Source organism: Streptomyces sp. HUAS YS2 (genome assembly GCF_033343995.1).
Lineage (GTDB): Bacteria > Actinomycetota > Actinomycetes > Streptomycetales > Streptomycetaceae > Streptomyces > Streptomyces solicathayae.
The window spans coordinates 4,380,652-4,405,693 of the sequence record NZ_CP137573.1 but is presented as its reverse complement, the minus strand read 5'-3'; the positions used below and the strand labels follow the sequence as shown (position 1 = coordinate 4,405,693).

At 72.6% G+C, this 25,042-nt stretch carries 25 protein-coding genes, 1 tRNA gene and 1 pseudogene; 15 read left to right on the top strand and 12 right to left on the bottom strand.

Annotated elements, in window-relative coordinates; all coding sequences use genetic code 11:
- Positions 1 to 2: 2 nt before the first annotated feature.
- Genes otsB through R2D22_RS20355 form a run of 3 tightly spaced genes read right to left on the bottom strand, consistent with a single transcriptional unit; the run spans position 3 to position 2,429 of the window.
- Complete coding sequence (gene otsB / locus R2D22_RS20365; protein ID WP_318105579.1) at positions 3 to 845, bottom strand: trehalose-phosphatase; 843 nt, start codon at positions 843 to 845, stop codon at positions 3 to 5.
- 45 nt (positions 846 to 890) lie between these two features.
- Positions 891 to 1,151, bottom strand: coding sequence for a DUF3263 domain-containing protein (locus tag R2D22_RS20360; protein ID WP_318105578.1), 261 nt, complete (start codon positions 1,149 to 1,151; stop codon positions 891 to 893).
- 9 nt (positions 1,152 to 1,160) lie between these two features.
- On the bottom strand, positions 1,161 to 2,429 hold the full coding sequence (locus R2D22_RS20355) for an extracellular solute-binding protein (protein ID WP_318105576.1): 1,269 nt from the start codon (positions 2,427 to 2,429) through the stop codon (positions 1,161 to 1,163).
- A gap of 199 nt (positions 2,430 to 2,628) precedes the next feature.
- On the opposite strand from R2D22_RS20355, the gene R2D22_RS20350 reads away from it, so the two are divergent.
- The 3 genes from R2D22_RS20350 (at position 2,629) to R2D22_RS20340 (ending at position 5,820) form a co-directional block, all read left to right on the top strand.
- Complete coding sequence (locus R2D22_RS20350) at positions 2,629 to 3,591, top strand: ROK family protein (RefSeq protein WP_318105574.1); 963 nt, start codon at positions 2,629 to 2,631, stop codon at positions 3,589 to 3,591.
- Positions 3,591 to 4,736, top strand: coding sequence for an N-acetylglucosamine-6-phosphate deacetylase (gene nagA, locus R2D22_RS20345; RefSeq protein WP_318105572.1), 1,146 nt, complete (start codon positions 3,591 to 3,593; stop codon positions 4,734 to 4,736). Before R2D22_RS20350 ends, nagA begins: the two co-directional genes overlap by 1 nt.
- A 157-nt stretch (positions 4,737 to 4,893) precedes the next feature.
- Positions 4,894 to 5,820 (top strand): 1-phosphofructokinase family hexose kinase, encoded by a 927-nt coding sequence (locus tag R2D22_RS20340; protein ID WP_318109884.1) that lies wholly within the window; start codon positions 4,894 to 4,896, stop codon positions 5,818 to 5,820.
- A gap of 76 nt (positions 5,821 to 5,896) precedes the next feature.
- Here the strand turns inward: R2D22_RS20340 and R2D22_RS20335 are convergent, their stop codons facing one another.
- Both R2D22_RS20335 and cdgB read right to left on the bottom strand, forming a co-directional pair.
- Positions 5,897 to 6,853, bottom strand: coding sequence for a CBM35 domain-containing protein (locus R2D22_RS20335; RefSeq protein ID WP_318105570.1), 957 nt, complete (start codon positions 6,851 to 6,853; stop codon positions 5,897 to 5,899).
- 109 nt (positions 6,854 to 6,962) lie between these two features.
- Positions 6,963 to 8,792 carry a diguanylate cyclase CdgB gene (gene cdgB, locus R2D22_RS20330; RefSeq protein ID WP_318105568.1) on the bottom strand — a complete coding sequence of 610 codons (1,830 nt, stop codon included), beginning with the start codon at positions 8,790 to 8,792 and terminating at the stop codon, positions 6,963 to 6,965.
- 352 nt (positions 8,793 to 9,144) lie between these two features.
- Between cdgB and R2D22_RS20325 the strand changes: the two genes are divergently transcribed.
- On the top strand, positions 9,145 to 9,720 hold the full coding sequence (locus R2D22_RS20325) for a flavin reductase family protein (protein ID WP_318105566.1): 576 nt from the start codon (positions 9,145 to 9,147) through the stop codon (positions 9,718 to 9,720).
- 72 nt (positions 9,721 to 9,792) lie between these two features.
- Here R2D22_RS20325 and arfB read toward each other — a convergent pair whose 3' ends face one another.
- The gene (gene arfB / locus R2D22_RS20320) at positions 9,793 to 10,230 is read right to left on the bottom strand and encodes an alternative ribosome rescue aminoacyl-tRNA hydrolase ArfB (RefSeq protein ID WP_318105565.1); all 438 of its coding nucleotides are present in this window, start codon (positions 10,228 to 10,230) and stop codon (positions 9,793 to 9,795) included.
- 105 nt (positions 10,231 to 10,335) lie between these two features.
- On the opposite strand from arfB, the gene R2D22_RS20315 reads away from it, so the two are divergent.
- On the top strand, positions 10,336 to 10,911 hold the full coding sequence (locus R2D22_RS20315; RefSeq protein ID WP_318105564.1) for a TerD family protein: 576 nt from the start codon (positions 10,336 to 10,338) through the stop codon (positions 10,909 to 10,911).
- Between the two features lie 271 nt (positions 10,912 to 11,182).
- Complete coding sequence (locus R2D22_RS20310; RefSeq protein ID WP_411977052.1) at positions 11,183 to 11,437, top strand: GNAT family N-acetyltransferase; 255 nt, start codon at positions 11,183 to 11,185, stop codon at positions 11,435 to 11,437.
- On the opposite strand, the gene R2D22_RS20305 is transcribed toward R2D22_RS20310, so the two are convergent.
- The 3 genes from R2D22_RS20305 to R2D22_RS20295 all read right to left on the bottom strand — a co-directional run bounded on the left by R2D22_RS20305 (position 11,434) and on the right by R2D22_RS20295 (position 14,216).
- Positions 11,434 to 12,873, bottom strand: a complete 1,440-nt coding sequence (locus R2D22_RS20305) for a M1 family metallopeptidase (RefSeq protein ID WP_318105562.1) — start codon at positions 12,871 to 12,873, stop codon at positions 11,434 to 11,436. The genes R2D22_RS20310 and R2D22_RS20305 overlap by 4 nt on opposite strands.
- A gap of 40 nt (positions 12,874 to 12,913) precedes the next feature.
- Entirely contained in the window at positions 12,914 to 13,525 is a 612-nt protein-coding gene (locus R2D22_RS20300; protein ID WP_318105561.1) for an ankyrin repeat domain-containing protein, read from the bottom strand.
- A gap of 148 nt (positions 13,526 to 13,673) precedes the next feature.
- Positions 13,674 to 14,216, bottom strand: a complete 543-nt coding sequence (locus R2D22_RS20295) for a GlcG/HbpS family heme-binding protein (protein WP_318105558.1) — start codon at positions 14,214 to 14,216, stop codon at positions 13,674 to 13,676.
- Positions 14,217 to 14,435: 219 nt separating this feature from the next.
- Here R2D22_RS20295 and R2D22_RS20290 point away from each other — a divergent pair, with 219 nt between their 5' ends.
- The 5 genes and pseudogenes from R2D22_RS20290 (at position 14,436) to R2D22_RS20265 (ending at position 18,220) form a co-directional block, all read left to right on the top strand.
- Complete coding sequence (locus R2D22_RS20290; protein ID WP_318105555.1) at positions 14,436 to 15,584, top strand: sensor histidine kinase; 1,149 nt, start codon at positions 14,436 to 14,438, stop codon at positions 15,582 to 15,584.
- Positions 15,581 to 16,216, top strand: a complete 636-nt coding sequence (locus tag R2D22_RS20285) for a response regulator transcription factor (protein ID WP_318105553.1) — start codon at positions 15,581 to 15,583, stop codon at positions 16,214 to 16,216. Before R2D22_RS20290 ends, R2D22_RS20285 begins: the two co-directional genes overlap by 4 nt.
- 99 nt (positions 16,217 to 16,315) lie before the next feature.
- Complete coding sequence (locus R2D22_RS20280) at positions 16,316 to 16,822, top strand: hypothetical protein (RefSeq protein WP_318105552.1); 507 nt, start codon at positions 16,316 to 16,318, stop codon at positions 16,820 to 16,822.
- A gap of 24 nt (positions 16,823 to 16,846) precedes the next feature.
- On the top strand, positions 16,847 to 17,347 hold the full coding sequence (locus tag R2D22_RS20275) for a hypothetical protein (protein WP_318105548.1): 501 nt from the start codon (positions 16,847 to 16,849) through the stop codon (positions 17,345 to 17,347).
- Between the two features lie 40 nt (positions 17,348 to 17,387).
- Positions 17,388 to 18,220 (top strand): annotated as a pseudogene (locus R2D22_RS20265) (IS5 family transposase).
- 40 nt (positions 18,221 to 18,260) lie between these two features.
- Here R2D22_RS20265 and R2D22_RS20260 read toward each other — a convergent pair.
- Positions 18,261 to 18,935 carry a pentapeptide repeat-containing protein gene (locus R2D22_RS20260; RefSeq protein WP_411977051.1) on the bottom strand — a complete coding sequence of 225 codons (675 nt, stop codon included), beginning with the start codon at positions 18,933 to 18,935 and terminating at the stop codon, positions 18,261 to 18,263.
- Positions 18,936 to 19,034: 99 nt separating this feature from the next.
- On the opposite strand from R2D22_RS20260, the gene R2D22_RS20255 reads away from it, so the two are divergent.
- Together R2D22_RS20255 and R2D22_RS20250 are read left to right on the top strand one after the other, a co-directional pair.
- Positions 19,035 to 20,198: an NAD(P)-binding protein gene (locus tag R2D22_RS20255; RefSeq protein ID WP_318105544.1), complete on the top strand. Its 1,164-nt coding sequence runs from the start codon at positions 19,035 to 19,037 to the stop codon at positions 20,196 to 20,198.
- Positions 20,199 to 20,257: 59 nt separating this feature from the next.
- Complete coding sequence (locus R2D22_RS20250) at positions 20,258 to 21,244, top strand: zinc-binding dehydrogenase (protein WP_318105542.1); 987 nt, start codon at positions 20,258 to 20,260, stop codon at positions 21,242 to 21,244.
- Between the two features lie 95 nt (positions 21,245 to 21,339).
- Here the strand turns inward: R2D22_RS20250 and R2D22_RS20245 are convergent, their stop codons facing one another.
- Positions 21,340 to 21,819 carry a GNAT family N-acetyltransferase gene (locus R2D22_RS20245; protein WP_318105538.1) on the bottom strand — a complete coding sequence of 160 codons (480 nt, stop codon included), beginning with the start codon at positions 21,817 to 21,819 and terminating at the stop codon, positions 21,340 to 21,342.
- Between the two features lie 259 nt (positions 21,820 to 22,078).
- Here R2D22_RS20245 and R2D22_RS20240 point away from each other — a divergent pair, with 259 nt between their 5' ends.
- Positions 22,079 to 23,476, top strand: a complete 1,398-nt coding sequence (locus R2D22_RS20240; RefSeq protein WP_318105537.1) for an NAD(P)/FAD-dependent oxidoreductase — start codon at positions 22,079 to 22,081, stop codon at positions 23,474 to 23,476.
- A gap of 50 nt (positions 23,477 to 23,526) precedes the next feature.
- On the opposite strand, the gene R2D22_RS20235 is transcribed toward R2D22_RS20240, so the two are convergent.
- A tRNA-Thr gene (locus R2D22_RS20235) sits at positions 23,527 to 23,600 on the bottom strand.
- 182 nt (positions 23,601 to 23,782) lie between these two features.
- Between R2D22_RS20235 and R2D22_RS20230 the strand changes: the two genes are divergently transcribed.
- On the top strand, positions 23,783 to 24,880 hold the full coding sequence (locus R2D22_RS20230; RefSeq protein WP_318105536.1) for an ABC transporter ATP-binding protein: 1,098 nt from the start codon (positions 23,783 to 23,785) through the stop codon (positions 24,878 to 24,880).
- Positions 24,881 to 25,042: the final 162 nt, after the last annotated feature.

Genomic DNA, 25,042 nt, shown 5'->3' with positions numbered 1-25,042 from the left:
TCTCAGGCCGTCCGCACCGCCTCCGCGAGCGCCGCCAGGAACTCCACCACCGCGGACGGGCCGGCGACCGACAGGTCGGCCCGCTCCGCCAGTTCCGGGACCTCCGTCGAGCCGCTGCACACCAGCAGCCCCGGCACGCCGTCGGAGCGGAGCTTCTCCACCGCCGCGAAGGCGGGCAGGTCGCCCAGGTCGTCGCCCGCGTACAGCACGGACTCCGCGCCGGTCCGGCGGACGTACTCGGCCAGCGCCATGCCCTTGTCCATGCCGGGCGGGCGCAGCTCCAGGACCATCCGGCCCGGCTCCAGGACCAGGCCGTGCCGGGCGGCCAGCTCGCCGAGCGGCCCGCGCAGCGCCTCGAACGCGCCCTGCGGGTCCTCCGCGCGCCGCGTGTGCACGGCGACCGCGCGGCCCTTCTCCTCGATCCAGGTGCCGGCCCACGCGCCGGCGGCGTCCAGGAAGCCGGGCAGTTCCGCCCGGACCGCGGCGACGCCCGGCGGGACGGCGGCGGCCTGGACCGTACCGGTGACGGCGTCCCAGCGCTCGGCGCCGTAATGGCCGAGGACGACGAGGTGCTCCAGGCCGGGGACCCCGGCGAAGCCGCCGTAGCGGACCGCGACCCCGGCAGGCCGGCCGGTGACCACGGCCACCGAGGCGACCTGCGGAGCCAGCACGGACAGGGCGGGAACGGCGCCCGGGTGGGCGCGGGCCTGCTCGGGGTCGGGGACGATCTCGGCGAGCGTCCCGTCGAAGTCGAGGGCGACGACGGCCTTCCCGGGTCGCGCGAGAAGCGCGGCCAGGCCGTCGCGGCCGGCGGACGTGGTCGGGTGCGGAAGGCTGCTGACCATGCCTACGACCCTACCGACGCGCGGCGCCCGCGTCAGCGGCGCGGTTCAGCGGCGCTGCTCACGCTCGGCGCGGACCCGCCGCAGCCGATTGACCGTGACCGGGTCGTGGGCGAGCGCCCGCGGGTCGTCCAGGAGCGCGTTGAGCAGCTGGTAGTAGCGGACCGGGGACAGCCCGAGCTGCTCGCGCACCGCGCGCTCCTTGGCGCCGGGTCCCGGCCAGGAACGCCGCTCCAGGGCGAGAACGCCCCGCTCGCGCTCCCCCAGCTCGCGCGCACCCGCGGGCTCGCCCTGTGGTTCGTCATTCATACGACCAACCTATTCGGCGCCCTCCGCCGCCGTCGCCTCCCGGCCGATCCGGCCGAGCACGGTTCCGGGCACGGCGGACGGCTCCACGGCCCGGCCGATGTCCTTCTTGATCGTGCCGCTGACCTGCGCCCAGGAGGTCTTGCCCACCGGGTAGAGCCGAGAGTTCGGCAGCGCCTGCAGGAACGGGGCGAGGGCGGCGTACGCGGGGTCGGCCTGCATCCGGTTGGAGGCGCTGACCGTGGCCGGGAGCAGGTTGTTGTCCCCGGCGAACTTCAGCACGTTCGTGTCGCTGAATACGAAGTCGAGGAACTCGCCGATCTCCTTGCGATGGCCGTTCTGCTTGAAGCCCATGATCCAGTCGGCCACGCCCATCGTGGCCCTGGCCTCGCCGTCGGCGCCGGGCAGCGGGACCATGCCGACCTCGACGCCCTTCCTCGCGGCCTCCTGCGCGAGCGACGGGTGGCCGTTGAGCATCCCGACCTCGCCGCGCGCGAAGGCGGCGAACGCGGCCTTGCGGTCGAGCTTTCCGGGGGCGACGGGGCCGGTGAGGCCCGCGTCGACCAGCTCCCGCTTCAGCCACTGGAAGGTGCGGACGTTCCGGTCGGAGTCGATCACGTAGCGGCCGGCGTCGTCGGTGTAGCCGTCGCCACCGCTGAGCAGCCACATCATGGTCTCCGCCTGCGCCTCCTCCGGTCCGAGGGGCAGGGCGAAGGGGTACGCGACCTTGTCCCGCTTCAGCTTCTTCGCGGCGGCGGCGAGCTCGGCCCAGGTCGTCGGGGGCTCGGTGATCCCGGCGTCGGCGAAGAGCTTCTTGTTGTAGAAGAGCAGCCGGGTGGAGGCGACGAACGGCAGGCCGTACTGGACGCGCCGCATCTCGCCGGCGGTGGTCAGCGGGACGAGGAAGTTCGCCTGGACGGGGACGGTGAGCAGTTCGTCCGCGGTGTAGAGCTCGCCCTCGGCGGCGTAGTCGGCGTAGGCGCCGATCTGCGCGATGTCGGGGGCCTTGCCGGCCTCGACCATGTCGGCGACCTTGCGGTCGACGTCGTCCCAGGACTCGATCCGGACATCGATGTCGACGCCGGGGTGCTCGGCCTCGTACGCGGCGGTCAGGTCCGCCCAGTACTTCTCGGTGGAGTCGCCGCCGTTGAGGTCGTAGTCCGCCGCGACCAGCGACAGGGTCACGTCTGAGTCCCCGCCGGTGACGCCGCAGCCGGCGAGCACGGCGGCCGCGCTCAGCGCGGCGATCGTCGCGGTCAGTCCCAGAAATCGCCGCTGCACAGCTTCGTCCCACTCTCGGCTCGTCGTTGAGCTGCGATTTTCCCTCACAGCGAGGCATGAGGTCTACACCACTTGGGTATCGCTTCCGCAACGCGTGCCGCACCGGCGCCCGGCCCCGTGGTCGGGATTTGTATGGGCGCGCAACAATCTCGGACAGTGGACTAGACCTGTTGGGTACCGACGGGTCAGACTGTCACCCGTGAGACACGTCATCGCCCTCGATGTGGGCGGCACCGGCATGAAGGCCGCCCTCGTCGGGGCGGACGGGACCCTGCTGCACGAGGCCCGCCGCGCCACCGGGCGCGAGCGCGGAGCCGAGGCGGTCGTGGAGTCGATCCTCGACTTCGCCGCCGAGCTCCGCGCCTACGGCCTCGACCGGTACGGACGGCCCGCCTCCGCCGCCGGCGTCGCCGTCCCCGGCATCGTCGACGCCGACCGCGGCATCGCCGTCTACGCCGCCAACCTGGGCTGGCGTGACGTCCCGCTGCGCGCCCTGCTCAGCGAGCGGCTCGACGGCCTGCCCGTCGCCCTGGGCCACGACGTCCGCACCGGCGGCCTCGCCGAGGGCCGCATCGGCGCCGGCAACGGCGCCGACCGCTTCCTCTTCGTCCCCCTCGGCACCGGCATCGCCGGCGCCATCGGCATCGGCGACCGCATCGAGGCCGGCGCCCACGGCTACGCCGGCGAGATCGGCCACATCGTCGTCCGCCCCGGCGGCGCCGACTGCGGCTGCGGCCAGCGCGGCTGCCTGGAGCGGTACGCCTCCGCCTCCGCCGTCTCCCTCGCCTGGGCCGACGCCTCCGGCGACCCGGACGCCGACGCCGCCGACTGCGCCAAGGCCGTCGAGTCCGGCGACACCCGGGCCGCGGCGGTGTGGCAGACGGCCGTCGACGCCCTCGCCGACGGCCTCGTCACCGCGCTCACCCTGCTGGACCCGCGCACGCTCATCATCGGTGGCGGGCTCGCCGAGGCGGGGGAAACCTTGTTCACACCCCTCCGGTCGGCAGTGGAGCAGCGCGTCACGTTCCAGAAGCTGCCCGCCATCGTCCCGGCGGCCCTCGGGGACACCGCCGGATGTCTGGGCGCGGGCCTCCTCGCCTGGGACCTGCTCTCCCTCGACAATTCCCACGAAAACCCCCACGACCCGGAGGTATCCGCCTGATGGACGATCGCAAGGTTCTCGCCGGCGCACGAGTCGTGCTGCCGACCGGGATCGTCGACAACGGACGTGTGATCGTCGAAGGCGGCCGCATCGCGGGCTCGGCGCCCGCCGACACCCCCGGCCTGGACCTGTCCGGCCACTGGGTGGTGCCCGGCTTCGTCGACATGCACAACCACGGCGGCGGCGGCGCCTCGTTCACCTCCGGCACCGTCGACGACATCCTCAAGGGCGTCCACACCCACCTCACGCACGGCACCACCACCACCGTCGCCTCGTTCGTCACCGGCGACATGGACTTCCTCGTCCGGCGGGCCGGCCTGCTCTCCGAGCTCGCCGAGCAGGGCGACATCGCCGGCATCCACTTCGAGGGCCCGTTCATCTCCCCCTGCCGCAAGGGCGCCCACGACGAGACCCTGCTGCGCGACCCGGACCCCGCCGATGTCCGCAAGCTGGTCGACGCGGCCCGCGGCCGGGCCAAGATGGTCACCCTCGCCACCGAACTGCCCGGCGGCATCGACTCCGTGCGACTGCTCGCCGAGCACGGCGTCATCGCCGCCATCGGCCACACCGACGCCACGTACGAGCAGACCGTCGAGGCGATCGACGCGGGCGCCACCGTCGCCACGCACCTCTACAACGCGATGCCCGGCCTCGGCCACCGCACCCCCGGCCCGATCGCGGCCCTCCTGGAGGACGAGCGGATCACCGTCGAGCTGATCAACGACGGCACCCACCTCCACCCCGCCGCCCTGGAACTGGCGTTCCATCACGCGGGCCCGGAGCGCGTCGCGTTCATCACCGACGCCATGGACGCCGCCGGCTTCGGCGACGGCCGCTACATGCTCGGCCCGCTGGAGGTCGAGGTGAAGGACAGCGTCGCGCGCCTCGTCGAGGGCGACTCCATCGCGGGCTCCACCCTCACCCTGGACCGCGCGTTCAAGCGCGCCGCGACGGTCGACGGGCTCCCGGTGGAGTCGGTCGTGCAGGCCATCTCCGCCAACCCGGCCCGGCTGCTCGGCCTGTACGACCGGGTCGGCTCCCTCGAACCCGGCAAGGACGCCGACCTCGTCGTCCTCGACGAGAACTTCGAGCTCAAGGGCGTGATGCGGCGGGGCGCCTGGGTGGTCGAGCCCCAACTGGGGTGACGGGGTCTGGGGGTTTCCCCCAGAAGTGAACACAGCGCCATAAGTTGCCTGACGGCGGTTGGTCCAGGGTCTGGGCCAACCGCCTTCTGTTTGGCATGATCAGGGCGCGAAAGACGTTCCGTACCGGACGATGAGCGCCGATCAGGGGGTGTGGCGGATGATTCTCACGGTCACCCTCAACACCGCGCTCGATCTCACGTACCGCGTCCCCGCGCTGACCCCGCACGGCTCGCACCGGGTCACCCAGGTCCTCGAACGCCCCGGCGGCAAGGGCGTCAACGTCGCCCGCGTCCTCGGCGCGCTCGGCCACGACACCGTCGTCACCGGCTTCGCCGGCGGCCCCAACGGCGCGGTCATGCGCAACCTGCTGTCCCGCTCCCCGGTCCGCGACGCGCTCGTCCCGATCGCCGGCAACACCCGGCGTACGCTCGCCGTCGTCGACGACGCCACCGGCGACACCACCCAGCTGAACGAGCCCGGCCCCGCCGTCACCCCCGAGGAGTGGTCCGCCTTCCTCGCCCGGTACGGCGAACTCCTGCCCGCCGCCGACGCGGTGGCCCTCTGCGGCAGCCTCCCGCCCGGCATCCACGTGGGCGCGTACGCGGAACTCGTCCGCATGGCCCGCGGCGCCGAGGTCCCCGTACTGCTCGACACCAGCGGCGAACCCCTGCGGCGCGGCATCGCGGCCCGCCCGGACATCGTCAAGCCGAACGCCGACGAACTCGCCCAGCTCACCGGCGCCCGCGAGCCCCAGCGCGCCGCCCGCGACGCGCGCCGCCGCGGCGCGCACACCGTCGTCGCCTCGCTCGGCCCGGACGGCATGCTGGCCGTCACCCCGTCCGGCCTGTGGCAGGCCACCCCGCCCGCCGCGGTCAAGGGCAACCCCACGGGCGCCGGCGACTCCGCGGTGGCCGGCCTGCTCTCCGCCCTGGTCGACCGACTCCCCTGGCCCGACCGCCTGACCCGCGCGGTGGCCCTCTCCGCGGCAACCGTCCTCTCCCCGGTGGCCGGCGAGTTCGACGGAAAGACCTACGACAGCCTCCTGAAGCAGGTCGCGGTGGAGGACCTCGCCCCGGCGGCGTGAGGGTGAGCGGTACGAGAACGGGCGGCGTCCCCTTCGCAGGGGGCGCCGCCCGTTCACATCGTCGGGTCCGGGACCGTCAGGGCTGTTCCTTGGTGATCTTCAGCCAGTCGAAGATCGCGTCGCACTGGTTGCCCGGCTCGCACGACAGCTTGATCGTGTTGTCGCCCTTCTTGAGCTTCACCGGCGCCCAGGTGGTCTGCCAGTTCTTCTCGAGGTTCGGGTCGGACGACTTGATGAAGTTCTTCAGGCCGAGCGGGTTGCTGTTCGGCTTGTCGTTGACCGTCAGCGTCGCGTTGGCGTCCTTGGCGGGGATCGCGTAGCGCACGGACAGGTAGTACTGCCCCGACGTCTCGACCGACGCCTGCCAGGTGACCGACGAGCCGAGCGCGTTGAACCCGGTCACGTACGCGCCGTCCGCGCCCTCCGCGCCCTTGATGTCCTTCGCGAGGGCCGCCGTACCACCCAGCTTCAGGGTCGCCGCGTCCTGCTGCGGAAGCTCCTGCGGGGTCTCCTCGGCGGACGGCTCGCCGCCCGGGGACTCCTCGACGACCGTCGGGCCGGCGGACGGCGTCCCGCCGCCGGTCTGCCCCTTGTCGTCGTCGCCGTTGGTGACGATCGCCACGGTGATACCGATCACGACGACCGCGACGACCGCGATCGCGCCGAGCAGCAGCCCCTTGGTGTTGGGTCCGCGACCGCCCGCGCCGCCGCCGTGGCCGCGCTGCGGCGGGATCGGCGACTGGCGGGTCTGCTGGCCGCCGGGGTACGTCTCGGGCGCCGCGTACTGCGCGTGCGGCTGGCCGTACGACTGCTGCGGCACCTGGCCGTGCCCGCCGCCGTACTGGCGCTCGCCGACCGTCCTGACCTGGTTGTACGACGTCCGCGGGACGCCGGGTTGCGCGGCGGCGGGGCCGGGGTAGCCGTAGCCGCCCGAGCTCGGCGGCTGTGCGCCTGCCGCCTGACCGTCCGCGTACAGATAGCCGAACGGATCGTCGTCCTCGGGCGTGTTCGCGCCGCTGTTCCCGGCAGCCATCCCCGTCACTCCTATCCATGCTCGCCAGCCGTCGCCGACCGGCCGAGCCTACCCCGAACGGACCACCCCCCGGTGCGGTCCTTGACAGGGGATCGCCCCCGGGACCGGGCTACCCGGCCCGGCGGTGGACCTTGGAGCGGGATCGTTTCTCGATGTACATCCGCTGGTCGGCGGAGTTCAGGACCTCTTCGACGGTCATGCCGCACTCGGCCCAGCCGATGCCGAAACTCGCCCCTACACGGACCGCGCGGCCGTCCACCCGGATGGGCGGAATGATCGCGTTCCGCAGCCGTACGGCCAGGTCGGCGGCGTCGGCCGCGCCGAGCCCGTCGGCCAGGACGACGAATTCGTCACCCCCGAGCCGCGCGACGGTGTCGCCGTCGCGCACGCCGGTGGTGAGCCGGCGCGCGACCTCGATGAGGACGGCGTCCCCGGTGTGGTGCCCGAACCGGTCGTTGATCGACTTGAAGCCGTCGAGGTCGCAGAAGAGGACGGCGAGCCCCTTGGTGCCGTCGTCGACGTCGCCGCCCGCGGGGGCGACGGTGTGCACGTGGTGGTCGTACGGGCCGCCGCCCGGGGTGTCGAAGTCGAAGCCGTCGGCGCGGAAGCCGTGCTCGGGGCCGCCGGAGCGGTACGCGCCGTCGTACCCGGGCTCGTCGTACGACGGAGCCGGGTACTGCTGGCCCTCGTACGGCTCGCCCTCGTACTGCTGCGGATCGTACTGCTGGCCCTCGTAGGGCTGTGAGTCGTACGCCCCCGGCTGCCCGTCGTACGCGGGCTGGGGCTCGTAGCCCTGCATGGGCACGCCCTGTCCGCCCCGGGCGACCGCGTCGCCGGACGCGGCGCGCACGCCGCCCGGCCGGCCGCAGAGCCGGGAGCTGAGCCGGGCCCGCAGCTCGGCGCTGTTGGGCAGGCCGGTCAGCGCGTCGTGGGAGGCGCGGTGGGCGAGCTGGAGTTCGTGCCGCTTGCGCTCCTCGATGTCCTCGACGTGGGTGAGCAGGAAGCGGGGGCCGTCGGCGGTGTCGGCGACGACGGAGTTGCGCAGCGACACCCACACGTACGTGCCGTCGCGCCGGCCGAGCCGCAGCTCGGCCCGGCCGCCCTCGGCGGAGGTCCGCAGCAGGGTCCCGATGTCCTCGGGGTGGACGAGGTCGGCGAACGAGTAGCGGCGCATCGCGGAGGCGGGCCGGCCGAGGAGCCGGCACAGCGCGTCGTTGGTCCGCAGCAGCCGGCCGTGCTGGTCGCCGCCCATCTCGGCGATCGCCATGCCGGACGGGGCGTACTCGAAGGCCTGCCGGAACGACTCCTCGCTGGCCCGCAGCGCCTGCTGCTCGCGCTCGAGCCGGACCAGCGCCCGCTGCATGTTTGCTCGGAGCTTGGCGTTGCTGATCGCAATCGCGGACTGAGAGGCGTACATCTGGAGGGCCTCGCGGCCCCACGGGCCGGGGTGGCGGCCGTTGCGCGGCCGGTCGACCGAGATGACGCCGAGAAGCTCGCGGCCGCTCCCGGAGGCGTACATCGGAGCGTAGAGACGGTCCTGCGGGTGCCACTCGTCCTCGAAGCGGGGCGCGGGTCCGTCGGTGTGCCACTGGGGGACGTCGTCCTCCATGAGGACCCAGCCCTCGGTGTGCGGTATGAACCGCAGGTCGCCCCAGGCCTCGCCCATTGACAGGCGGCGGTCCCAGGACGGGCGGGAGCCGACTCGGCCGGTGATCAGGGCCTCGGCGGCGGGGCTGCCGGCGAAGGCGGCGACGACGAGGTCACCGTCGGGGCGTACGAGATTGACGCAGGCCAGCTCGTAGTTGAGGCCGGCGACGATGCCGTCGGCGACGGTCTGCAGGGTGTCCGCCAGACTGCGGGCAGTGTTGAGGTCGGTCACGACCTGGTGCAGCTGCCGCAGGGTCGCAAGACGGACGTACGGCTCCGACTCGGTCTCCATGTGCTCGCTCTCCCCGAGACCTCGACAGCAACTCCAGGATTCTCATCGGCTCTCTTGCTGCATTGTCTCCGCCACTGAATCACAGCGAGCTGTGCACCCGGTACACAGGGTCAACAAATACTGGTCTCTGTGACTCAAGTCACAAAGAGGGCCACGGGGTGCCAGGAAGCCCCCGGGAGCGCTCCCCAACCTTCTGCAACGCAAATCGAACAGTGAGTGAGGACTCGGCGCGCCGGTTTGCGCCGCGGCGCGGAACATGCCGTCGGCAGGTGCCGCCGGGACGCCGGTCCTAGGACCCGACTGGTCCCCTGGCCCGATACGACTGCCCGGGGCGCCCGGCTAGCGTGCAGGTGTGTTGCAGACGCCCCCCGCCCCGAGTTCCGCCGCCGTCCCGGTGCCCGCCCCCGCGATCCCCCATGCTGAGGGGGTGAGCAACGACGAGTTCCGGGCCGCGATGTCCCGGCTGGCGGCCGGTGTGGTCCTGGTGACCGCGCACGACCCGGACGACGGTCCGCGCGGCGAGGACGTCGGCATGACGGCGACGGCGTTCATGTCCGTCTCGCTCGACCCGCCGCTGGTCCTGGTGAGCCTGCGCAACGGCTCCCGGATGGACGACCTCCTCGCGGAGGTTCCGGTGTGGGCGGTCTCGTTGCTCTCCGAGAGCCAGCGGCACGTCGCGGGCCGGTTCGCGATGAAGGGCCGGATCAGCGACCGGCTGCTGTTCGCGGACGTCCCCTGGACGCGCGGCGAGGAGAGCGGCGCGCCGCTGATGGGCGGGGCGCTGGCGACGCTGGAGTGCCGTACCGAGAACCGGGTCGTCGCGGGCGACCACACACTGGTCGTCGGCCGCGTCCTGACGGCGGCGCTGCCCACGACGGACGGCGGCCCGCTGACGTACTTCCGCGGCAAGTACCGCCACTTGGGCTGAGCGCCCGGGGGTCCGTACCCGGCTGTCCCCGCTGGTGGCGGTTGTCCCTGGCGGCTGTGCCCGTCGCGGCGACTATCCCCAGTCGCGGCCCTGCCGCCCGCGCTTGGTCTCCGCCCGCTGCTTCTTCTGTCGCAGCCGGCGCTCGTTGATGCCGCGCGGGATCTTCGTCGGGCGGCGCGGCTTCGGGGGCGGCGCGGTCGCCTCGGCGAGCAGCGACGCCAGCCGGACCGCCGCCGTCTCGCGGTTGCGCCACTGGGACCGGTGCTCCGACGCCCGTACCGTCAGCACCCCGCCGACCAGCCGGGACGCGAGGCGCTCCAGCGCCCGCTCCTTCCAGACCGGCGGCAGCGCCTCGGTCGCCGCGAGGTCGAACCGCAGCTCGACCTGCGAGTCACTGGTGTTGACGTGCTGCCCGCCCGGCCCGGACGACCGCGAGAAACGCCACATGAGCTCGGCCTCCGGGAGGGAGACGGAGCCGCGGATCAGATACGGACCGGACATGCCTTCCATGTTCCCCGGACGGGCTCCCGCACGTCATCCTGTTTTCGCAAGGGAACCACCGTGCCTCGATACGCGTTATTGCGTCCGAAGACACCACGAAGAAAGGGACATCCCATGGCTGTAAGCCTGTCCAAGGGCGGCAACGTCTCCCTCACCAAGGAGGCGCCCGGTCTGACCGCCGTCACCGTGGGCCTCGGCTGGGACGTCCGTACGACCACCGGCACGGACTTCGACCTCGACGCGTCCGCTATCGGCGTCGACGCGGCGGGCAAGGTCGCCTCCGAGGCGCACTTCGTCTTCTTCAACAACAAGGCCACGCCGGACCAGACCATCGTCCACACCGGTGACAACCGCACCGGCGAGGGCGGCGGCGACGACGAGCAGATCAACGTCAACCTGGCCGCGCTGCCGCCGAACGTCGACAAGATCGTCTTCCCGGTCTCCATCTACGACGCGGTCTCCCGCTCGCAGAACTTCGGCCAGGTGCGCAACGCCTACATCCGCGTCGTCAACCAGGCCGGCGGCGCCGAGATCGCCCGCTACGACCTCAGCGAGGACGCGGCCGTCGAGACCGCCATGGTCTTCGGCGAGCTGTACCGCAACGGCGCGGAGTGGAAGTTCCGCGCGGTCGGCCAGGGCTACGCCTCGGGCCTCGAGGGCATCGCCCGCGACTTCGGCGTCAACATCTGACGAGCCGAGTAGCGCCCACAGGGCCCCGGTGCACACGGTGCACCGGGGCCCTCCGCACTCCCCCGTTGTGGGCATTCGTTCCGCTGGGGCGGAACGGGTGGGCACAACGGGACGGCGCCCTTGCGGGCGCCTCCGCCCCAAGTTCGTACCCGCACCCCGTGGACGCCGCCCCTGCAAGCGCGGCGTCCACGTGGTGCGGGCAGGAGCACGTGCGGAACGCGCCCGCGTGGGCGCCGTCCCGTGTGCCCACCCGTCCCGCCCTGCGGGACGATTGCCCACGCGGAGTGGAACGAGTCGGGATCGCCGGCTCGCCGCCGCCGTCGAGGACCGCTTCCGCGCGGCCGGACGGACCGGGCTGCGGCTCGCCGTTCTGGAGAACAACCCGCGCGCGCTGGCCTTCTGGACCGCGCTCGGTTACGCGGAGACCGACCGCCGCCCCGACCGCACCCTCGGCCGCCCGTGCGTCGTGATGCGCAAGGCGCTCCTTGCGTCGGGAGCCCGGCATGATCCGGAAGGCACCCCCTAGCCCTCGGGGTCCGTCGGTCTGCCGTTGCCGTACAGCCATACGTCCCAGACCTCGTCGAGGTCCTCGCCCGCCACCGACTCCGCGTAGGCGGTGAAGTCGTCGGTGGAGGCGTTGGCGTAGCGGTACTTCGCCGGCCAGCCGCGCAGGATCTCGTAGAACGTCTCGTCGCCGACCGTCTGCCGCAGCTTGTGCAGCACCATCGCGCCCCGGCCGTACACCGGCGCGTCCGAGATGTTCTCGGCGGACGGCGGATCGGCGGGCGGGAAGGCCCAGTTGGAGTCGTCGTCGAACGCCTCGTCGAAACTCTCCTGCGCCGGGGTGTCCTCGAAGTCCTCGGCGTACAGCCACTCCGCGTACGTCGCGAAGCCCTCGTTGAGCCACATGTCCCGCCAGGACTTCGGGGTGACGGAGTCTCCGTACCACTGGTGCGCCAGCTCGTGGACGAGCGTCGGGGTGTCGAACGCCGTGCGCGGGAACAACGGCCGGGTCTGGGTCTCCAGGGCGTAGCCGAGGTCCCCGGGGCGTTCGACGATCGCGCCGGCCGCCGAGAACGGGTACGGGCCGAAGTTCTCTGCCTGCCAGTCCAGGATCTCGGGGACCCGGGCGGCCAGCGCGGCGGTCTCGGCGTCCGCGGCGGACGGGTCGACGGCCGTGAGCACGGGCACGTCGGCGGCCGTACCGGCGCGGACCTTCGCCGTTCCGGTCGTGTACCTCCCGATGGCGACCGTCGCGACGTAGCTCGCCATCGGCTCGGGCGCGCTCCAGACCGCGGTGGTCCGGCCTTTCTCGGTGCGCTCGCTGACCAGGCGGCCGTTGGACAGCGCCTTGAGACCGGCGGGGACGGTGAGCGTGATCTCGTACGTCGCCTTGTCGGACGGGTGGTGGTTGCCGGGGAACCACGCCATGGAGCCGGTCGGTTCGCCGACCGCGAGCGCCCCGTCGGCGGTGGGCAGCCAGCCCTCCTCCGAGCCGTCCGGATCGGTGATCGTCTCGGGGACGCCGGAGTACGCGACGGTGGTGCGGAACACCGCGTCCTTGTCGATCTCGTCGCGCGGCCGGACCGTCAGCTCCTTGCCGGCCCGGCTGACCGCGGCCCGCGCCCCGTCGACGGCGGCGTCGCGGACGGTCAGCCCGGACAGGTCGAGGTTGAAGGCGCTGAGGTTCTGGGTGGCGGTGGCGGTGATCTCCGCGGTGGCGTCGAGCCGCCGCGTCTTCGGGTCGTAGGCGAGCTTCAGCGCGTAGTGCTGTACGTCGTACCCCCCGTTGCCCAGCTTCGGGAAGTACGGGTCGCGCAGCCCGGCCGACCCGGGCGTCCCGTCCACCCCGCCGGCCCCGCTGCATCCGGCCAGGAGCAGCAGCGCCGCGACGGCCGGCGCGGACCGCGCGAGGAGTGCGCGCGGCCGGGTCCGGGGTCGGGGGCGCGTACGGGGGTCCATCTGTTGATCTTAGGCGCGGGTCGTTCGGCCCCGCGCGCCGTCAGTCCTGCTGCCCGGCGGCCCTGAGCAGCGCCGCGATGCCGTCGAAGCCGCGGCGTTCGGCGTGCGCGAGCGGCGTGACGCCGTCCGCGTCCGGGAGGTCGGGCGTCGCGCCCGCGGCGAGCAGGAGCTCGACGACCTCCTCGTGCGCCCGGCCGCCGTCGCCGAGGATCACGGCCTCCAGGAGCGCCGTCCAGCCCAGGTCGTTGACGTGGTCGACCGCGATCCCGGTCTCGTCGAGCAGCGCCCGCACGTACTCCACGTGGCCGCGCTCGCTCGCCGGGATCAGCGCGACCCCGCCGAACCGGTTGCGCAGCGTCAGGTCCGGGCCGGCCGGGAGCAGCACCCTCATCATCGCGACGCTGCCGGTCACGCCCGTGACCAGCCAGGCGCTGTCCTGCCGGCTGTCCTGCGCGTCGGGGTCCGCGCCCGCCTCGACCAGGACGCGGGCCGCGTCCACATGGTCGCCGAGGGAGGCGAGCAGCAGCGGCGAGCGCAGCTCGCCGTCACGGGCCTCGACCGGGGCGCCGTCGGCGAGCGCGGCGCGCACGCCCTCGGCGTCACCCCGGCGGGCGGCGTCGAGCAGCCGTCGTGTCGGTTCGTTCGTCGTCATCGTGGTCCTCGTCCTCCGCCCGTGTGTCCGTGTCCGTGAGTGTGTACGAGTCGTCGCCGTTCTTGCCCGGTCCCGCACCCGTACGAGAAAGCCGGTGGCGTCCCGTTCGGGGGTCCGGGACGCCACCGGAGTCATCGCGCCGTCCCGATCAGTTGTCGAGCGAGGCGACGCCCGCGCGGGCGAACTTCTCGTCCAGGTCGCCGCTCGGGGCGCCGGCCACGCCGATACCGGCGATCGGCGCGCCCTTGACCTGCACCGGGGCGCCGCCGCCGAGGAACAGGGTGCCCGGGATGTCCTTCAGGTTCGGGGCGGTCTCGAGGCGCTTGACCAGCTCGGAGGTCGGGGCGTTCCAGGAGACCGCGGTGAACGCCTTCTTCACGGCGGACTCGTACGACTGCGGGCCGGCGCCGTCGCCGCGCAGCGTCACGATGGTGTTGCCGTTGCGGTCGACGACCGCGACGGAGACCCGCTGGTTCTCCTTCTCGGCGGCCTCGAGGGTGGCCTGCGCCGCCTCAGTCGCGGCCTCGATGGTGAGGTGCGTGGACTGCTGCAGGTTGTCGCTCGCGGCGTCCTTCTTCATCGCGACGGCCGGGGCGGCCGCCGGGGCCGAGGCGTTCGCGGAGACGGCGCCGAACGTTCCGGCGGCGACGACGGCGGCGGTGGCGGCACCGATCCAGAGCTTCTTCTTCATGGTGGGGCTCCTTCGAAATCCTTGGCGGCTGCGGTTCGTTCGCTCTGCCTCAATCCTGTGGCCGCCACCCTCCCCGTACGGTCCCCGGACCGGCTGCCCTCGTCGCGCATGATGGATGACGGCCGGGTCAGCCGATCGGTTGATGCCGCCCTGGCCCACCGGGGCCACCATGGACACGTACCACCAGGTCAGATGCGTTTCTGTTGCGGAAGGTGAACGATGGAGCACGACCCGGACGCCCGATGGCTGGCGCGCGTCATGCACATCGCGTTCTTCCTGCTGCTCGGCGCCTCCCTGATCCGCTTCCTGCTGCGGCACCCGTGGGAGGCCCGCAGCCCCTGGATCATCGCCCTGTCGGGGGCGCTCGCCTCCCTGTACCTCCTCGGACCGGTGCTCGGCACCCGCGCGACCCCGCGCCGCATCGCCTGGCTGGCCACCGTCGTCGCCGTGTGGATGGTCCTCGTCGTCCTCGCGCCCAGCTTCGCCTGGTGCGCCGTGCCGCTCTTCTACACCGGCCTGCGCACCCTCCCGCCGCGCGCCGCGCTCGTCCTCGTCACCCTGCTGACCGTGTTCGTCGTGGCCGCGCAGGTCGACCTCGGCGGCTGGGACCCGAACCTGCTGGTCGCCCCGCCCGCTGTCGCCGCGATCGCGACGGCCGTGTTCGTCAGCGCGCAGCGGCAGGCGGACCGCCAGCGCGCCCTCATCAACGACCTGATCAGGACCCGGCGCGAACTCGCCGCGATCGAGCGCCGCGAAGGCACCCTCGCGGAGCGCCAGCGGCTGTCGATGGAGATCCACGACACCCTCGCCCAGGGCCTGTCCAGCCAGCAGATGCTGCTCCAGGCCGCGGACCGCACCTGGGACAGCGACCCGGAGACCGCCCGTCGGCACGTCCGCACCGCCGAGTCCATCGCCGAGCACAACCTCGCCGAGGCCCGCCGCTTCGTCCACGACCTGGCGCCCGCCGACCTCGCCGAGGGCGGCGGCCTCGAAGAGGCGCTTCAGCTGCTGGCCGCCCGCGAGTCGGCCGGCTTCCGGGTCGACGGGACGGCCGTCCCCGTGCCGGAGCGGGTCCAGTCGGCGCTGCTGCGGATCGCGCAGGGCGCGCTGGCGAACGTCCGCGAGCACGCCGCCGCCACGTCCGCCGCGCTGACCCTGACCTACCTGGACGACCAGATCGTCCTCGACATCGCCGACAACGGCCGCGGCTTCGAACCGAGCCGCACCCGGAACGCGGGCGTACGCGGCCACGGCCTGCCCGCCATCCGGGCTCGCGTGCGCCAGCTCGGCGGAACCCTCACCATTGAGTCGGCACCCGGCGAGGGCACGGTCCTGTCCGCCGCGATCCCCCTGGAGACGGAAGAGTGACTTCTTCGAGTTCGACGGTACGCATCCTGCTCTGCGACGACCACGTGGTCGTACGCGCCGGGCTGCTCGCGCTGCTCGGCAGCGCCGACGGCATCGAGGTCGTCGGCGAGGCCGGCAGTGGCGAGGAGGCGGTCGCGATGGCCGCGAAGCTGAAGCCGGACGTCGTGCTGATGGACCTCCAGCTCGGGCCCGGCATCGACGGCGTCGAGGCCACCCGCCGCATCGCCACGCCGGACGTCCACGTCCTCGTCCTCACGACGTACGACACGGACGCCGACATCACCCGCGCGATCGAGGCGGGGGCCACGGGCTACCTGCTCAAGGCGGAGCGGCCCGAGGAACTCTTCGCCGCGATCCGCTCGGCCGCCGAGGGCCGCACGGCCCTCTCCGCCCCGGTCGCCAGCCGCGTCATGGACCGCATGCGCGGCGCCGGCCGCCCCACCCTGACCGACCGCGAGCGCGACATCCTCGCCCAGCTCGCCCAGGGCCTCGGCAACCGCGAGATCGCCCGCGCCCTGTTCATCAGCGAAGCGACGGTCAAGACCCACCTGGGCCGCATCTACGCCAAGCTCGGCGTGGACACGCGCGCGGGCGCGGTGGCCGTCGCCAAGGAACAGCGCCTCCTGTCGTAGGGCCTCGTCCCTGAGGACACGGAGCTCCGCCGTACGGCGGAACCACTCCGCCCCACGGGCCGACGACCCGGGGAGGGCGGCGCGGCGAGTCTGTACGCCATGACGACACCCGCTCCCCACCCCACGAGGCCCACGCCCACGCCCACCACCCCCGACCACCTGCGGACCGCCCGCCGCGCCGCCCACCTCCTCGCGCTGTGCACCGTGCCCTCCGGCCTGTGGCGGCTGGCGATGGCCGCGCAACTGCCCGTCGGCTACAGCGCTGAGGTGCTGCGTGACGTCTACGCGATTCCCGGCTGGGGCGTCGCGTACGTCGTCGGCCTCACCGTCCTCCAGGAGTGCGCGGCCCTGCTCCCGCTGCTCCTCGTCACCGGCCGGCTCCGCCGTCCCGGCCCCCGTACCGCCGTCCGGGCCGGGCGGATCCTCGCCGCCCTGCTCTCGCTGTTCTGCCTCAGCCAGGCCGTGCTGTTCTTCTTCGTCACCCCCGACGGCCACCTCTCCCCCTCCGGCCACACCCTCTTCCTGCTCGTCTACGCCCCGCTCCTCGCGACCGGCCCGCTGCTGTGGCTCACGACCCGCGCGTACGCCCGGCAGCACCGGCTCTGACCCGGGCGTGACACCATCGACCCCGTGCTCGACATCGGCTACTCCCTCTCGCGTCGTTTCCCGGACCCCCCGCAGACCGACTACCGCCGCGCGGACGTCCACGCCCTGCGCCACGACCTGTTCTGCGGCGACGTCTACCTCGCCGACACGAAGGCGGACCGCGAGGTGTCCACAGCCTGGGGATGGGTCCCGGTGCTCGACTTCGCGTGGGCGCTGTGCGACATCGTCGAGCGGCTCGACCGCGACCCGCGCGGCAGCCGCGCGTCCCAGCCCCAGCACGCCGAACTCGACTTCACCGAGTCCACCGACCGGATGCTCTTCGAGCGCCGCTTCGGCTGGGTCGACGTCGAGGCCGACTGGATGCCCGGCGACGAACCCCCGCTCACCTTCAACCACGCCGAGCTCCGCCGCGAGGCCCGCGACTTCCTCCACGACCTGATCGCGGACCTCACGGACATGCACGAGGGCCTCGCCGACAACCCCGCCATCTGGGACCTCCAGTCCCGCTTCCCGCGCACCCCCTAGGGCGTGTCCGCAATGTCGATCGGTCGTTACTCCGTTCGTGGTGCGACGTCATGAACTGACTGATCAGGCCTGGGTGGTGATCGGGCCGTTGCTGGCTCCGCCCCGGATGGGTCGTCCGGTGCGGGACCGGCGGCAGGTCCTCAACGGAATCCTGTGGAAGCTGTCCACGGGTGCGGCCTGGCGGGACCTGCCCGAGCGGTACGGGCCGTGGAAGACCGTCTACGAACGGTTCCGCCGCTGGTCAGCGGACGGAACCTGGGACCGGCTCCTGGCCCACGTCCAGCAGCACTCGGACGCGATCGGCGAGGTCGACTGGTCGATCGTCTGCGTCGACTCGACCATCGTGCGGGCCCATCAGCACGCCGCCGGGGCCCGAAAAGGGGGCCCTGGACCGGCGAAGCACTCGGCCGGTCCCGCGGCGGACTGAGCACAAAGATCCACCTCGCCTGCGACGGACAGGGCCGGCCGCTCGCCTTCACGATCACCGGCGGGAACGTCAACGACTGCACGCAGTTCGAACCGGTCATGGCCCGCATCCACATCAAGCGATACGGGCCCGGCCGGCCCCGCACCCGACCGCTACGGGTGGTCGGCGACAAGGGCTACTCATCCCGCAAGATCCGCTCCTACCTGCGCAGACGCGGTATCGCCTGCACCATCCCCGAACGCGTCGACCAGATCAACGGACGCCTCCGGCGAGGCGAGAGCCTGTGCCGTCTCGACCGCGAGGTCTACCGGCGCCGCAACGTCGTCGAACGCTGTTTCAACCGGCTCAAGCAGAACAAGGCCCTCGCCACCCGCTACGACAAACGAGCCCGCCACTACAAAGCCCTGGTCACCCTCGCCTGCCTGCGACTATGGCTCCCTAGCTGACATTGCGGACAGGCCCTAGCCCCCCGGCCGCACCCCCCGCTCAGTCCTCCACCCGCACCCCCAGTTCCGCCGCGAACACCGGCGCCAGATCGAGCAGTTGCGCCGTACTGATCACCGCCCCGGCCAGCCGGTCCACCCCCCGCGCGATCTCCAGCCGCTGCGCCGTCCGCAGATCCACGTCCTTCAGCCGCGCCGCGCTGAAGTCCGCCCCCGTCACCACACAGTCCCGGAACTCCACCCGCTCCAGCACCGCCCCGCCGAAGTCCGGCTCGGCCAGCACGCACCCCTCGAAGACGACGTCCTTCAGCTTCGCCGTCCGCAGGTTCAGATAGTCGACCTTCCCTCCCCTCACCAGCACTCTCTCCAGCACCGCCCCGTGCAGCTGCACCCCGCCCAGCCGCGCGTCCACCACTTCCACGTCCCGCAGCGTCGCCCCCGACAGATCCGTCCCCACCCCCCGGACCCCGTCGAGCACCGAGTCCAGGAACCGCGCCGCCGTCAGCCGCGCCTCGTCCATCGCGCAGTCCCGCAGCGCGCAGTCCAGGAACCGCGCCCCGGACCCGTCCTGCCCCGCCAGGTCCGCCCCTGCGAACTCCAGCCCGTCGTAGTCCCCGTCCGGCACGAGGCCGCCGCCCCCGTACGCCGCGAGCTCCGGCAGCCGCACGTCCGCCCGCCGCGCCGCCGCCACCGTCTTCTTCTTCGCTCTCCCAGCCACGTCCTCATGGTGACGTACGCCACTGACAGCCCCCCGATGTCACAAACCCGCGCCCTCCGGCCGTCTCATCCGTGAAACCCACCGGAAGGGGCAGCAGACATGAAGCACATCACCGTGATCGGCGGCGGCTTCGCCGGACTCACCGCGGCCATCACCGCCGCCGAGGCCGGCGCCCGCGTCACCCTGCACGAGGCCCACCACACCCTCGGCGGCCGTGCCCGCACCGCCGAAGGCCCGTACCGCACCAACGAAGGCCCGCACGCCCTCTACGACCGCGGCCCCCACTGGACCTGGCTCCACCAGCGCGGCCTCATCGGCCCGCTCGCCCAACTGCCGCCGCTGGAAGCCACGCGTTTCCGCATCCACCACCGCGGCGCCCTGCGCCGCACCCCGCCGCTCGGCTTCGTCCGCCAGACCCTGCGCAAGGCCGAACAGGCCCCCGTCGACGTCGACTTCCTCACCTGGGCCACCGGCATCGCCGGCCCCGAGACCGCCCGCGCCGCCGCCCACTACAGCGCCGTCGCCCTCTTCCACCACGACCCCGGCGCCCTCTCCGCCCGCTTCGTCCAGGAGCGCCTGCACCGCGCCGCCTCCCTCCCGCCCGAGGCGAAGTACATCCGTGGCGGCTGGGGCCTGCTCATCGAGCGGATGGCCGACCGCGCCTGGAACCTCGGCGTACGGATCGAGACCTCGTCCCGCCTCGACACCCTGCCCGTCGCCGACGGCCCGGTCGTCGTCGCCACCGCGCTGAGCTCCGCCGCCCGCCTCCTCGGCGACCCCGGCCTGACCTGGGAGAGCGGTCGGACCGTCCTCTTCGACCTCGCGCTGCGCACCCGCAAGGGCGACCCGTTCGTCGTCTCCGACCTCGACGCCCCCGGCTGGGTGGAACGCTTCACCGCCCAGGACGCCTCCCTCGCCCCCGCCGGCCGGCAGCTCATCCAGGCCCAACTGCCCATCGGCCCCGACGAGACCAAGGCCGACGGCGTCGCCCACGCCGAACGCCTCCTCGACCTCGCCTTCCCCGGCTGGCGCGAGCGCACCGTCTGGCGGCGCGAGGCCCTCAGCCAGGGCCGTACCGGCGCGGTGGACCGGCCCGGCACCACCTGGCGCGACCGGCCCGCGATCGACCGCGGCGACGGCGTCTACCTGGTCGGCGACCAGGTGGCCGCGCCGGGCGTGCTGTCCGAGGTGTCGTTCACCAGCGCGGTCGAGGCGGTGTCACTGGCCCTCAAGGCCACACGACTTGACCTCAAGCATGCTTGAGGTCGAAAGCTGGGCTCATCAACGGGAGAACAGAGACACGGCACCCCGAGGAGCCCACCATGCACGCCATCCGCCTCCACGCCTTCGGCCCCGCCGAGAACCTCACGTACGAGGAGACCGACACCCCGGTCCCCGGCCCCGGCCAGGTCCGCATCGCCGTCGCCGCGGCCGGGGTGCACCTCCTCGACACCGTCCTGCGCGAGGGCGAACCCGGCCCCATGCAGGCCCCCGCCGAACTCCCCACCATCCCCGGCCGCGAGGTCGCCGGCACCGTGGACGCGCTTGGCGAGGGCACCGACCCCTCCTGGCTCGGCAAGCACGTCGTCGCCCACCTCGGCACCGTCCCCGGAGGCTACGCCGAGGCGGCCGTCACCGACGCAGCCCGGCTCCACGAGATCCCCGACGGCCTCGACGCGGCCGAGGCCGTCGCCATGATCGGCACCGGCCGCACCACCCTCGGCATCCTCCAGTTCACCGAACTCGGCCCCGACTCCGTCGCCGTCGTCCCGGCCGCCGCCGGCGGCATCGGCACCCTCCTCGTCCAGTACGCCAAGAACGCCGGCGCCACCGTCATCGGCCTCGCCGGCGGCCCGGCCAAGACCGCCCTCGTCAAGGAGAACGGCGCCGACCTCGCCGTCGACTACGCCCTCCCCGACTGGCCCGCCCACGTACGGGACTTCCTCGGCACCCGCACCGCCACCGTCGTCTTCGACTCCGTCGGAGGCGACACCGCCCGTGCCGCCGTCGACCTCCTCGGCAAGGGCGGACAGCACCTCGTCTTCGGCTGGGCCCCCGGCGGCGCCCCGCTCACCCTCACCCCCGAGGAACTCGCCACCCGCGGCATCACCTCCGAGTCCGTCCTCGGCCCCAAGATGCTCGAAAAGGCCGGCGGCGCCGTCCGCAACCTCGAACTCCGCGCCCTCGACGAGGCCGCCACCGGGCGCCTCCGCCCCGCCGTCCACCGCTTCCCGCTCGCCGAGGCCGCCACCGCCCACCGCGCCCTGGAGACGCGCGGCACGACGGGCAAGGTCGTCCTGATCCCCTGACGCCGGGATCCCCTGACGCCCTGCCCCCTGACAGCACCCACGCGGAAGGCCCGGACCGTTCCCGGCCCGGGCCTTCCGCACACCCACACTCCGCCTCAGACGCCCGCCGACCCCAGCGCCGTCAGCGCCTCGTCCGTCAGCCGGTACACCGTCCACTCGTCCTGCGGCCTCGCACCCAGCGACTTGTAGAACGCGATCGACGGCTCGTTCCAGTCCAGGACCGACCACTCCAGCCGCTCGTACCCGCGCTCCACGCAGATCCGCGCCAGCTCCGTCAGCAGCGCCTTCCCGTGACCGCCGCCGCGCATCTCCGGACGGACGTACAGGTCCTCCAGGTAGATGCCGTGCACCCCGCGCCACGTCGAGAAGTTGAGGAACCACAGACAGAACCCGGCGACCTCGCCGTCCTCCGTCTCCGCGATGTGCGCGTACGCACCCGGCCGCTCACCGAACAGCGCCTCGCGGATCTGCTCCGGCGTGGCCTTCGCCTCGTCCGGCTCCTTCTCGTACTCGGCGAGCTCACGGATCAGCTGACAGATGACGGGCACGTCTTCGGGCGTGGCAGAACGAATCATGAAATCAGCATGATCCCCAACTGCCGCCCGTGCCAGCACCGTCCGCCCGATGGACACCCGCACACCGGCCCCCGATGGACATCCGCACACCGCCCCCGGCCCACCCCTCGACACACTGCCGACCCACCACCTCCACCGAACCCCACCTGTGACCTCACCCCTCCTTCCCCAATCCCGATCACACCGGAATGCTGGGCACCGGCACCCCGGCGCACCCGCCGGCGTACCCCCGCATCCCTTCCGGCGCACGAGGAACAGCATGAGCACCACGGTCACGGTCAACGGCGGCATCTCGTTCTGGTACGCGCAGGAGGGCGCCCCCGACCCCCGCGAGCCCCTGCCCGGGGACACCACGGCCGACGTCTGCATCGTCGGCGGCGGCTACACCGGCCTTTGGACCGCGTACTACCTCAAGAAGGCCGTCCCCTTCCTCAACATCACCGTCCTCGAAGCCAAGTTCTGCGGCTACGGCGCCTCCGGCCGCAACGGCGGCTGGCTCTACAACGGCATCGCCGGCCGCGACCGCTACGCCGACCTCCACGGCCACGAAGCCGCCGCCCGCCTCCAGCAGGCCATGAACGACACCGTCACCGAGGTCGTCGACGTCTGCGCCGCCGAGGAGATCGACGCCGACATCCACCGCGGCGGCGTCCTCGAAGTCGCCCTCTCCCCCGCCCAGCTCACCCGCCTCAAGGAGTTCCACGCCCGCGAGATCGCCTTCGGCGAGAAGGAACGCGAACTGTACGGCGCCAAGGAGACCGCCGACCGCATCCGCGTCGCCGGCGCCGTCGGCTCCTCCTGGACCCCGCACGGCGCCCGCCTCCACCCCGTCAAGCTCGCCAAGGGCCTGGCGGCGGCGGTGGAAGCACTGGGCGTCACGATCCACGAGTCGACCCCGGTCACGGAGATCAAGCCCAAGCACGCCATCACCCCGTACGGCACCGTCCGCGCCCCGTACATCCTCCGCTGCACCGAAGGCTTCACCGCCTCCCTCGCCGGCCAGCGCCGCACCTGGCTCCCCATGAACTCCTCGGTGATCGCCACCGAGCCGCTCACCGACGCCCAGTGGGAGTCCCTGGGCTGGGACGGCCGGGAAACCCTCGGCGACATGGCCCACGCCTACATGTACGCCCAGCGCACCGCCGACGGCCGCATCGCCCTCGGCGGCCGAGGCGTCCCGTACCGCTACGGCTCCAAGACCGACAACGACGGCCGCACCCAGCCCCGGACCATCGAGGCCCTGAAGGAGATCCTCACCCGCTTCTTCCCGCAACTGGCGGGCGTCGGCATCGCCCACGCCTGGTCCGGCGTCCTCGGCGTCCCCCGCGACTGGTGCGCCACCGTCACCCTCGACCGCTCCACCGGCCTCGGCTGGGCCGGCGGCTACGTCGGTTCCGGCGTCGCCACCGCCAACCTCGCCGCCCGCACCCTGCGCGACCTGATCCAGCAGGACTCCGGCCAGTCCGGCCCCACCGACCTCACGACCCTCCCCTGGGTCAACCACAAGGTCCGCAAGTGGGAGCCGGAGCCCCTCCGCTGGCTCGGCGTCCAGACGATGTACGCCGCCTACCGCACCGCCGACCGCCAGGAAGCCACCGCCCACACGGCCACGACCTCCCCGGTCGCCCGCCTCGCCAACCGCCTCAGCGGCCGCTGACCGCACGCACGCAAAAGGGCCCGGGTGAATCACCCGGGCCCGTCTCGCCGAGCCCCCTGTCGGGTTCGAACCGACGACCCCCGCTTTACAAGAGCGGTGCTCTGGCCAGCTGAGCTAAGGAGGCAGCCAGAGCAGTGTAACCAACGGTCGCCCGCCGCCGGCCGAGAATTTCACCGACGGTCGACTGCTGACAGATCGGGCGTCGCCAGGTAGCGTCACCTGGAGTTCACCCTGGTGGACTAGACCTCAATCCTTCCTTTACTCGGATCGTCCGGCACGTTCCTGCCGGTGAAGGGACGCATCACCATGGCCACTGTCACGTTCGACAAGGCGACCCGGCTGTACCCGGGGAGCACCAAGCCCGCCGTCGACCAGCTCGACATCGAGATCGCGGACGGCGAGTTCCTCGTGCTCGTCGGGCCGTCCGGCTGCGGCAAGTCGACCTCCCTGCGCATGCTCGCGGGGCTCGAGGACGTCAACGGCGGGTCCATCCGGATCGGCGACCGCGACGTCACGCACCTGCCGCCGAAGGACCGGGACATCGCGATGGTGTTCCAGAACTACGCGCTCTACCCGCACATGACCGTCGCCGACAACATGGGCTTCGCGCTCAAGATCGCCGGGGTCAACAAGAGCGAGATCCGCGCCAAGGTCGAAGAGGCCGCGAAGATCCTCGACCTCACCGAGTACCTGGACCGCAAGCCGAAGGCGCTCTCCGGCGGTCAGCGGCAGCGTGTGGCGATGGGCCGCGCCATCGTGCGCGAGCCGCAGGTGTTCCTCATGGACGAGCCGCTGTCGAACCTCGACGCCAAGCTCCGTGTCTCCACCCGTACGCAGATCGCGTCGCTGCAGCGCCGCCTCGGCATCACCACGGTGTACGTCACCCACGACCAGGTCGAGGCCATGACCATGGGTGACCGGGTCGCGGTGCTCAAGGACGGCCTGCTCCAGCAGGTGGACTCGCCGCGCAACATGTACGACAAGCCCGCCAACCTCTTCGTCGCCGGCTTCATCGGCTCCCCGGCCATGAACCTGGTCGAGGTCCCGATCACCGACGGCGGCGTGAAGTTCGGCAACAGCGTCGTCCCGGTCTCCCGCGAGGCGCTCTCCGCGGCCACGGCGAAGGGCGACAAGACCGTCACCGTCGGCGTCCGTCCCGAGCACTTCGACGTCTCGGGCTCCGACAGCGACGCCGGCCTGGCCGTCTCCGTGAACGTCGTCGAGGAGCTCGGCGCCGACGGCTACGTGTACGGCTCCGCCCGCGTCGGCGGCGAGGACAAGGACCTGGTCGTCCGCGTCGGCGGCCGTTCCGTCCCGGACAAGGGCTCCGAGCTGCACGTCGTCCCGCGCGCGGGCGAGATCCACGTGTTCTCGACCTCCACCGGCGAGCGTCTCAGCGACTGACGCCTCCCGCTACGCCGACGGCCCCGTACCTGTTGCAGGTGCGGGGCCGTCGGCGTACACGAGCCACGACCGGCGACAAAGTCGATAAATACCCCGGCAGAGCGGGCAATTCGGACTCTCCCTCGCCCCTCGCGTCAACACGCGATTCGAAAAACGCCCTCG

Excerpts from the sequence above, each read along its gene's own strand:
- otsB (WP_318105579.1), bottom strand. The coding sequence starts at position 845 with ATGGTCAGCAGCCTTCCGCACCCGACCACGTCCGCCGGCCGCGACGGC.
- R2D22_RS20360 (WP_318105578.1), bottom strand. The coding sequence starts at position 1,151 with ATGAATGACGAACCACAGGGCGAGCCCGCGGGTGCGCGCGAGCTGGGG.
- nagA (WP_318105572.1), top strand. The coding sequence starts at position 3,591 with ATGGACGATCGCAAGGTTCTCGCCGGCGCACGAGTCGTGCTGCCGACC.
- R2D22_RS20340 (WP_318109884.1), top strand. The coding sequence starts at position 4,894 with ATGATTCTCACGGTCACCCTCAACACCGCGCTCGATCTCACGTACCGC.
- R2D22_RS20335 (WP_318105570.1), bottom strand. The coding sequence starts at position 6,853 with ATGGCTGCCGGGAACAGCGGCGCGAACACGCCCGAGGACGACGATCCG.
- cdgB (WP_318105568.1), bottom strand. The coding sequence starts at position 8,792 with ATGGAGACCGAGTCGGAGCCGTACGTCCGTCTTGCGACCCTGCGGCAG.
- arfB (WP_318105565.1), bottom strand. The coding sequence starts at position 10,230 with ATGGAAGGCATGTCCGGTCCGTATCTGATCCGCGGCTCCGTCTCCCTC.
- R2D22_RS20315 (WP_318105564.1), top strand. The coding sequence starts at position 10,336 with ATGGCTGTAAGCCTGTCCAAGGGCGGCAACGTCTCCCTCACCAAGGAG.
- R2D22_RS20305 (WP_318105562.1), bottom strand. The coding sequence starts at position 12,873 with ATGGACCCCCGTACGCGCCCCCGACCCCGGACCCGGCCGCGCGCACTC.
- R2D22_RS20300 (WP_318105561.1), bottom strand. The coding sequence starts at position 13,525 with ATGACGACGAACGAACCGACACGACGGCTGCTCGACGCCGCCCGCCGG.
- R2D22_RS20295 (WP_318105558.1), bottom strand. The coding sequence starts at position 14,216 with ATGAAGAAGAAGCTCTGGATCGGTGCCGCCACCGCCGCCGTCGTCGCC.
- R2D22_RS20290 (WP_318105555.1), top strand. The coding sequence starts at position 14,436 with ATGGAGCACGACCCGGACGCCCGATGGCTGGCGCGCGTCATGCACATC.
- R2D22_RS20280 (WP_318105552.1), top strand. The coding sequence starts at position 16,316 with ATGACGACACCCGCTCCCCACCCCACGAGGCCCACGCCCACGCCCACC.
- R2D22_RS20255 (WP_318105544.1), top strand. The coding sequence starts at position 19,035 with ATGAAGCACATCACCGTGATCGGCGGCGGCTTCGCCGGACTCACCGCG.
- R2D22_RS20250 (WP_318105542.1), top strand. The coding sequence starts at position 20,258 with ATGCACGCCATCCGCCTCCACGCCTTCGGCCCCGCCGAGAACCTCACG.
- R2D22_RS20245 (WP_318105538.1), bottom strand. The coding sequence starts at position 21,819 with ATGATTCGTTCTGCCACGCCCGAAGACGTGCCCGTCATCTGTCAGCTG.
- R2D22_RS20240 (WP_318105537.1), top strand. The coding sequence starts at position 22,079 with ATGAGCACCACGGTCACGGTCAACGGCGGCATCTCGTTCTGGTACGCG.
- R2D22_RS20230 (WP_318105536.1), top strand. The coding sequence starts at position 23,783 with ATGGCCACTGTCACGTTCGACAAGGCGACCCGGCTGTACCCGGGGAGC.